This is a genomic window from Tabrizicola sp. (assembly GCF_031377265.1).
GTDB lineage: Bacteria > Pseudomonadota > Alphaproteobacteria > Rhodobacterales > Rhodobacteraceae > JAUYQR01.
This window is the reverse complement of record NZ_JANMET010000228.1, coordinates 1-6318: the sequence shown is the minus strand read 5'-3', so window position 1 is coordinate 6318 and position 6318 is coordinate 1. Positions and strand designations below refer to the sequence as shown.

Here is a 6318-nt window from a genome sequence, read left to right as displayed (position 1 = left end):
CCAGGTGCTGTGCAAGCCCGGCTCGGTCAAGCCGCACACGATGTTTGAGGCCGAGGCCTATATCCTGACCAAGGAAGAGGGCGGCCGTCACACGCCGTTCTTCGCCAACTACCGGCCGCAGTTCTACTTCCGCACCACCGACGTGACCGGGACGGTTCAGCTGCCCGAAGGCACCGAGATGGTGATGCCCGGCGACAACCTGAAGTTCAACGTCGAACTGATCGCGCCTATCGCGATGGAAGAAAAGCTGCGCTTCGCCATCCGCGAAGGCGGCCGCACGGTGGGTGCAGGCGTGGTCTCGAAGATCCTCGCCTGACCGCTGGTGGCAAGGCGCGTGGTCCCCACGCACCGGCTCGCATCATCTGGCAAGGCCGCCCCACCGGGCGGCCTTTTCGTCTGTGACAGAAAGTTGCGTTGACGTTTTGCGTGATCCGTCCCAACCTGAGGCACGCATGGGGGGATCCAGCGATGTGCCAGATGTTCGCCGGGCAAAACCCGGCCCGCTATGAATATGTCACCCGCCGACTGCGCCTGAACGGCCAGTCCACGTCCATTCGCCTTGAACGCGCCTTCTGGGGCATCGTCGACCAGATGGCCGCCAAGGATGGCACCACAACACCCGCCTTCCTGTCAAAGCTGCATTCCGAAGTCCTGCAGCAGCATGGGGAGGCTACGAATTTTACCTCGCTCCTGCGCTGCGCCTGCACCATCCATCTGGGCGAACTGGATCAGGTGCCTGAAAACAACAGCCGTTACGCCGCCGAATAACCGGAAAATCGGTCTGTAGTAGTCCGCTACTACCCGCCCGTGAAATTGGTTCGCTAAACTTACCAAAATCGACATCCGGTTTTGGGAGGGGTAATGGCCAAGGCAATCCATTCGATGATCCGCGTGCTGGAGGAGGCGCGCGCGCTTGCCTTCTACGACACAGCCTTTGGCCTGAAGGTCGCTGACCGGCTGGATTTCGACAGCTTCACCCTGATCTATCTCTCCAACCCCGAATCGACGTTCGAGGTGGAGCTGACCGTCAACAAGGGCCGCGCCGAACCCTACGCGCTTGGCGACGGTTATGGCCATCTCGCCGTGTCGGTGGATGACGTGACTGCCGAACATGCGCGCATGACAGCGGCAGGGCTAGCCCCCCGCAAGCTGGTCGATTTCGCACCCGCCGGCACGGTCATTGCCCGCTTCTTCTTCATCGCCGATCCGGATGGCTACCAGATCGAGGTTTTGCAACGGGGCGGCAGGTATCTCTGACGCCCCCAGCCCACGACAACAAGGGAGGACGACATGACAAAATTCGAAAGGACGGGCCTTACCCGCCGCGCCTTGCTGGGCCGGGCGGTCGCAGCCGGGGCGCTGACGGTCACAGGGATCGGCTTCATCGCCGCCCCCGATGCGGCCTGGGCGCTGGAGGTGACGGCAATCACGCCCGAACAGATGGCGACGCTGGTGCAGATGGCGCGCGACATCTATCCGCATGACCGCATCGCCGATGAATTCTATGCCATCGCCGTCAAAGGCTATGACACCGCCGAACAGGCCGCCGAAATTGGTGCCGGCGTCGCAGCCCTTGATGCGGCGGCCCAGGGCAAGGGACATGCCAACTATCTGTCCATCGGCTGGGAATCCGACCGTGTCGCGCTTTTGCGCGGGATGGAATCCAGCCCGTTCTTCCAGAAAATCCGCGGTGGGCTGGTGACCGGCCTCTACAACCAGAAAGCCGTCTGGCCGCTGTTCGGTTACGAGGGCGAAAGCTTCAGCCAGGGCGGCTACATCGCCCGTGGCTTTGACGACATTGCTTGGCTGTGAGGGGGGTATAGATCATGGTTGCGAAATTTGAACAGACTGACGCATCGGTTGTCGTCATCATCGGCACCGGGGCAGGCGGCGGCACCCTTGCCAACGAACTGGCGCAAAAGGGCGTCAAGGTCGTGGCACTAGAGGCGGGCGGGCGCTATCTGCCGGAAGATTACGTCAACGACGAATGGGAAAGCTTCGGCCAATTGGCCTGGCTGGACAAGCGTACCACCAGCGGCGACTGGCGTGTCGCGCGCGACTTCTCGGGCCTGCCCGCATGGATCGTCAAGGCCGTGGGCGGCACCACCACCCACTGGGCCGGGGCGTCCCTGCGCTTTCAGGATCACGAATGGAAGGCGCTGACCAACTATGGCCCGGTCGATGGGGCCAACCTGCTCGACTGGCCCATTGATGGCCCCGAAATGGCCCCGTGGTATGACAAGGCCGAAGAAAAGATGGGCGTCACCCGCACCGGCGACCGCCCCGGCCTGCCCGGCAACAACAACTACAAAGTGCTGGAAAAGGGCGCCAAGGCCATCGGTTATACCGAAGTGCACACCGGCCGCATGGCGATCCAGACCCGCGAGGACGGCGACCGCATTCCCTGCCAGCAGACCGGCTTTTGCTTTCAGGGCTGCAAATGGGGTGCCAAATGGTCCACCGCCTACACCGAGATTCCGGCGGGCGAAGCGACCGGCAACCTTGAGGTCCGCGAGCGTTGCCATGTGGCCAAGATCGAGCATGATGACACCGGCAAGGTGACCGCCGTCGTCTATTTCGATGCCGACGGCAAGGAACAGCGCCAGATGGCCCGCATCGTCTGTGTCGCGGGCAACACCATCGAAAGCCCGCGTCTGCTGCTCAACTCCAAATCCGCGATGTTCCCCGATGGCCTCGCCAACTCCTCAGGTCAGGTCGGGCGCAACTACATGCGCCACGTCACCGGGTCGGTCTACGGCGTGTTCGACAAGCCGGTAAAGATGTGGCGCGGCACCACCATGGCCGGCATCATCCAGGACGAGGCAAAGCTTGATTCCTCCCGCGGGTTCGTCGGCGGGTTCGAACTGGAAACCCTGTCACTGGGCCTGCCCTTCATGGCGGCGTTCCTTGATCCGGGGTCATGGGGGCGCGAATTCACCACCGCGCTTGACAGCTATGAAAACATGGCCGGCATGTGGATCGTGGGCGAAGACATGCCGCAGGAAACCAACCGCGTCACGGTCAACGCCGATCAGCCCGATCAGTTCGGCCTGCCCTCGCCCAACGTCAACTTTTCGGACCACCCGAACGACGTCGCGATGCGCACCTACGCCTATGAGCGTGGCACGGCGATCTACAAGGCGGTGGGCGCAACCCGCGTGTTCCCGACGCCGCCCTATCCGTCCACCCACAACCTCGGCACCAACCGGATGTCGGAAAACCCCCGCGACGGCGTGGTGAACAAGTGGGGCCAGACCCATGACATCGCCAACCTCTTCGTCTCGGACGGCAGCCAGTTCACCACCGGTGCTGCCGAAAACCCGACGCTGACCATCGTGGCGCTGGCCATCCGGCAGGCCGACCACATTGCGGCAGAACTTGCGGCGGGCACGATCTGACCGCGACAGCCGTGGCTCTTCGCCACGACGGTCGCGCATGGCAAGCATGTTGTGGCGGGGGCCGGTACGATCCGGCCTCCGCTTTTTCCACGGTGGTGTTTACGCTGTTTTGCCCCCGCCCGTCGCCTGCCGCATCTGCCAGCTCAGCCGCACGCCGGGGTTGTCCTTGATCTTGCGCAGCATCGCCTTGAACCGATCGTCCGCGATCATCGGCCCGTGCCATTTCGCCGCCTCGCGCACCCGTTTCATCAACGCGCCATCGGTCAGATCATCGGTCCGCGCGGCCTGCAATGCCGCCGCATCCGGGACGCTGACGCACAAAAACGCCACGCAATCCTTGGCCACCTGCGCCAGTGGCACGAAGTGGTCTGCCAGCCGCACCATCTGCGCGCAAAGCCAGGGCTGGATCGCATGCAGATAATCCAGCTGCACCACGATCGACCGCCCCGGCACCAGCGCGGGAAAGAACTCCGCCGCGATATGGTCCGCCACTTCCGATCCCTTGGCCGCATCCACCGCGAGTATCTCGATCTCGCCCCCGGTCCAGCGCGTCTTGCGGATGTCGCCGGGGCACAGGGTCACATGGTCCCGCCAGGGCGCCAGATACCGGCGGACCAGCGGCAGGATGTCGTTGTGATCGCCCTCAGGCACTGGTTCTGCTGCCAGAAACCGGGCCCAGACCGCTGCCCCTGCGGTGAAGTGATCATAGGCATGCAAATGATGCGCCCGCCCCGACTGCGCCAGCCCCGTCAACAGCCGCGCCGCCGACCCGCCCGCAAACGCCCCCAGATCGACCGTCGCACCATCGCCCTGCACCGACCGGCCCAGCCAATGGTACAGCTGGCTCTCCTCGCGCGACAGCATCGAGGGCACCGCCAGCCCCGCCGCCATCTCGGCATCCGACACTGCGGCCCAAGGGCGCTGCGCAAACACGGCCATCACCTCGCCCGCCTGTCCCATCGCCCCCCCGGCTCCTGCACCCGACACGCCCCGACCCTAGCCCCCCACCCCGCGCATCACCAGCACCGACCGGCGCGATAGCCTCTTGATTTCTGCCAAGCCCTGCCGTAACCCCTGCCCCGCGTAGGGGTATAGCTCAGCTGGTAGAGCGACGGTCTCCAAAACCGTAGGTCGCGGGTTCAAGCCCTGCTGCCCCTGCCATTTTCCCAAAGTCTGGCCAACCGGATCCGGCCCACTTTCCAAATCGCCGGAACCCTGCCACAACCCGTGCATGAGGCTCAGCACCAACGAAATCCGCGCCCGCGCCGCCGCCTTCGTGGCCTCCTGGACCGGAGCCGCCTATGAAAAGGGCGAAACCCAGTCCTTTTACAATGATTTCTTCGCCATCTTCGGCCGCACCCGGCGTGAGGTCGGCATCTACGAACAAAACGTCCGCAAGCTTGACGGCTCTTCCGGCTTCATCGATCTGTTCTGGCCCGGCACGCTGCTGGTCGAACAGAAATCCGCCGGGCGTGATCTGGCCCGCGCCCGGGTGCAGGCGATGGCGTACATCAACGCCCTGCCGCCCGAAGAACAGCCGAAATTCCTGCTGCTCTCCGATTTCCAGACCTTCGAGCTGTTGAACTTCGACAGCCGCGAGGAAACCAGCTTCCCGCTGGCCGATCTGCCCAGACACGTCGCCAATTTCGATTTCATCCTTGGCCGCACCGTCGCCCGCTTCAAGGATCAGGATCCCGTCAACATCCGCGCCGCCGAACTGGTCGGCCTGTTGCATGACGCGCTGAAGGCGTCGGGCTACACCGGCCACCGGCTTGAGGTCTTTCTGACCCGCATCGTGTTTTGCCTCTTTGCCGACGATACCGGCATCTTTGAACCCAAAGACATTCTCTGGTCCTACCTTGAAGGCCGCACCGCGCCCGATGGCACCGATCTGGGCGGCAAGCTGGCCGATCTGTTTGAAACCCTGAACACCCCCGAAGACCGCCGCCAGACCACGCTGGATGAGGATCTGGCGCGCTTCCCCTATATCAACGGCCACCTCTTCGCCGAATACTTCCCCACCCCCAAGTTCAACGCCGACATGCGCGCGGCCCTGTTGAACGCCTGCCGGTTCGACTGGACGCCGATTTCCCCCGCGATCTTCGGCAGCCTGTTCCAATCGGTGATGGACGCGGGCGAGCGTCGCCGCGCCGGGGCGCATTACACCACCGAGAAAAACATCCTCAAACTGATCGGCCCCCTGTTCCTCGATGATCTGCGGGCCGAGTTCGCCCGGATCAAGGCGCTGAAAACCAACCGCCCCGCCCGCCTTGCCGCGTTTCACGACAAGCTGGCCACGCTCACCTTCTTCGATCCGGCCTGTGGCTGCGGCAATTTCCTGATCATCGCCTACCGCGAATTGCGCCTGCTGGAGCTGGAGCTTCTCAAGGAAATCCACGCCACCGGCCAGCGCAACCTCGATGCCTCGGTCCTGTCCCGCGTCGATGTCGATCAGTTCTACGGGATCGAGATTTCCGAATTTCCCGCCCGCATCGCTGAAACCGCGATGTGGATGATGGACCATCTGATGAACCTTGCCCTGTCCGAGGCGTTCGGCGGCTATTACCCCCGCATCCCCTTGAAGAAGTCGCCGACAATCCTGCATGGCGACGCGCTGGAGGTGGACTGGGAGAGCGTGCTGCCAGCGGCGCGGTGCAGCTATGTGCTGGGCAACCCGCCGTTCATCGGGGCCAAGTTCCAGTCGGTCCAGCAACGTGAACAGGTCCGCGCCATTGCCAACCTTGGCAAATCCGGCGGCACGCTCGATTTCGTCTGCGCGTGGTTCTTGAAAGCCGGGGCTTACGTCGATGCGGCGAGCCCCCCCACCCAGCCTCCCCCACGCGGGGGGAGGGGCACCGCTGCGCCATTGTCTGCTGTCACCCACGATGCCGACCCGTTGCCTCCCTCCCCCCATGTGGGG

The 6318-nt window shown here is 63.8% G+C and carries 6 protein-coding genes, 1 tRNA gene and 1 pseudogene; 7 read left to right on the top strand and 1 reads right to left on the bottom strand.

Annotated elements, in window-relative coordinates; genetic code table 11:
* From tuf to RMO18_RS13390, 5 genes and pseudogenes are all read left to right on the top strand, one after another.
* Positions 1-316, top strand: a pseudogene (gene tuf / locus RMO18_RS13410) (elongation factor Tu); the annotation flags it as partial.
* A 152-nt stretch (positions 317-468) separates the two neighbouring features.
* Positions 469-768, top strand: a complete 300-nt coding sequence (locus RMO18_RS13405) for a ribbon-helix-helix domain-containing protein (protein WP_309666534.1) — start codon at positions 469-471, stop codon at positions 766-768.
* Between the two features lie 93 nt (positions 769-861).
* Positions 862-1257: a VOC family protein gene (locus RMO18_RS13400; RefSeq protein WP_309666532.1), complete on the top strand. Its 396-nt coding sequence runs from the start codon at positions 862-864 to the stop codon at positions 1255-1257.
* 33 nt (positions 1258-1290) lie between these two features.
* Positions 1291-1812 (top strand): Twin-arginine translocation pathway signal, encoded by a 522-nt coding sequence (locus RMO18_RS13395; protein ID WP_309666531.1) that lies wholly within the window; start codon positions 1291-1293, stop codon positions 1810-1812.
* Positions 1813-1826: 14 nt separating this feature from the next.
* Positions 1827-3398 (top strand): GMC family oxidoreductase, encoded by a 1572-nt coding sequence (locus tag RMO18_RS13390; protein ID WP_309666529.1) that lies wholly within the window; start codon positions 1827-1829, stop codon positions 3396-3398.
* Positions 3399-3497: 99 nt separating this feature from the next.
* On the opposite strand, the gene RMO18_RS13385 is transcribed toward RMO18_RS13390, so the two are convergent.
* Positions 3498-4385 (bottom strand): hypothetical protein, encoded by an 888-nt coding sequence (locus RMO18_RS13385; protein ID WP_309666527.1) that lies wholly within the window; start codon positions 4383-4385, stop codon positions 3498-3500.
* Positions 4386-4483: 98 nt separating this feature from the next.
* Between RMO18_RS13385 and RMO18_RS13380 the strand changes: the two genes are divergently transcribed.
* A tRNA-Trp gene (locus RMO18_RS13380) sits at positions 4484-4559 on the top strand.
* A gap of 70 nt (positions 4560-4629) precedes the next feature.
* The coding region (locus RMO18_RS13375) for a DNA methyltransferase (protein WP_405054072.1) at positions 4630-6318 on the top strand (1689 nt) is incomplete at its 3' end.